The organism is Arthrobacter crystallopoietes BAB-32 (assembly GCF_000328305.2).
In the GTDB taxonomy this organism is placed as follows: Bacteria; Actinomycetota; Actinomycetes; order Actinomycetales; family Micrococcaceae; genus Crystallibacter; species Crystallibacter crystallopoietes_A.
This window is the reverse complement of record NZ_ANPE02000343.1, coordinates 1-1502: the sequence shown is the minus strand read 5'-3', so window position 1 is coordinate 1502 and position 1502 is coordinate 1. Positions and strand designations below refer to the sequence as shown.

The following is a 1502-nucleotide window of genomic DNA, read 5'->3' as shown; positions in this document are numbered from 1 at the left end:
GCTCAGCGGAGTGGCCGCCGCCGTCGGCATGCCGGTGGCCGCGTTCGGCGGCGGGCTGGTCAGCGGCGTGGCCGTCTATCTGCTGGCCTATCGCGGCGGGATCGACAGCTACCGGCTGGTCCTGGTGGGACTCGGCATCAACGGCCTCGCCGTCAGCCTGACCACCTGGCTGCTCACCCTGGGGGACGTCACCAGCGCGGCGCAGGCCCTGACCTGGATGACCGGCTCGCTCAACGGCAAGGACTGGCCCCTGGTCACTCCGATGGCCTTCGCCGCCGCGGCGCTGCTGGCCGGCGCCATCGCCAGCGGCCGGTGGCTGCTGCTGACCTCCCTTGGCGAGGACACCGCCGTCGGACTTGGAACCCGTGTAGGCACAGTGCGGGTGACCGCCCTGACGCTGGCCGTGCTGCTCGCGTCGGTGGGCACCGTGGTGGCCGGGCCGCTGGTGTTCGTGGCGCTGGCCAGCCCGCAGATCGCCCGGATCCTCACCGGTTCGGCGGTGCCTCCGGTGGCGGTTTCCGCGCTGACCGGGGCGGTTTTCGTGCTGCTGGCGGACACGGTGGCGGCCAACGCGCTGCCGGTGGCGCTGCCCGTGGGCGTGGCCACCGCCGTCGTCGGCGCCCCTTACCTGATCTACCTGATCCTGCGCTACCAACGGAGACTGACATGAACGAGCTGCCGGGCCGCCTGCGCGCCGACGCCCTCACGCTGGGCTACGACGGCACCGACATCATCCGCGACCTGACGCTGTCCGTGCCGGATGCTAAGGTCACCGCAGTGATCGGGCCGAACGGCTGCGGCAAATCCACGCTCCTGCGCGGCCTCGGGCGGCTGCTTGCGCCGCGGTCGGGGCAGGTACTGCTCGACGGCGAACCGCTCGCGCGCCTGTCCACCCGGCATATCGCGACCCAGCTCAGCGTGCTCCCGCAGACGCCGTCGGCTCCGTCCGGGCTGACCGTGGCGGATCTGGTCTCGCGCGGCCGGCACCCGCGGCAGAAGTGGTACCAGCAGTTCTCCCCCGCCGACCGGACCTCGGTGGAAGCCGCGCTGGCCGCCACCGACATCCTCGACCTGGCCGACAAACCGGTTGAGGACCTGTCCGGCGGCCAGCGCCAACGCGCCTGGATCTCCCTCACGCTGGCGCAGGAAACCGGGATCCTACTGCTGGACGAGCCGACGACCTACCTCGACCTGGCGCACCAAGTGGAGGTGCTCGAGCTGATCCGCCGGCTGAACCGGGAGCTCGGCCGGACCGTCGTCATGGTGCTGCACGATATCTCGCTCGCCGCGCGCTACAGCGACCACATCGTGGCCATGAAGGGCGGCCGGATTGTCGCGCAGGGGCACCCGGCCGACGTCGTGACGCCCGGGATGCTGCAGGAGATCTTCGGCCTCGCCGCCCACGTCGTTGAAGAGCCGACCGACGGCCGCCCGCACGTCATCCCCCTCGGCACCCCCGTCGCCCTGAGCCGGTCGCGGCGCCGCCAAGCCCGCCAACCCGC

2 protein-coding genes are annotated in these 1502 nt (G+C 72.1%); both read left to right on the top strand.

The window, feature by feature from the left end; genetic code table 11:
• On the top strand, nt 1–670 hold a 670-nt coding region (locus D477_RS20900), incomplete at its 5' end, for a FecCD family ABC transporter permease (RefSeq protein WP_005275678.1).
• Nucleotides 667–1502, top strand: an 836-nt coding sequence (locus tag D477_RS20895; protein WP_005275675.1) for an ABC transporter ATP-binding protein, incomplete at its 3' end; no start/stop codon positions are given. The genes D477_RS20900 and D477_RS20895, both read left to right, overlap by 4 nt.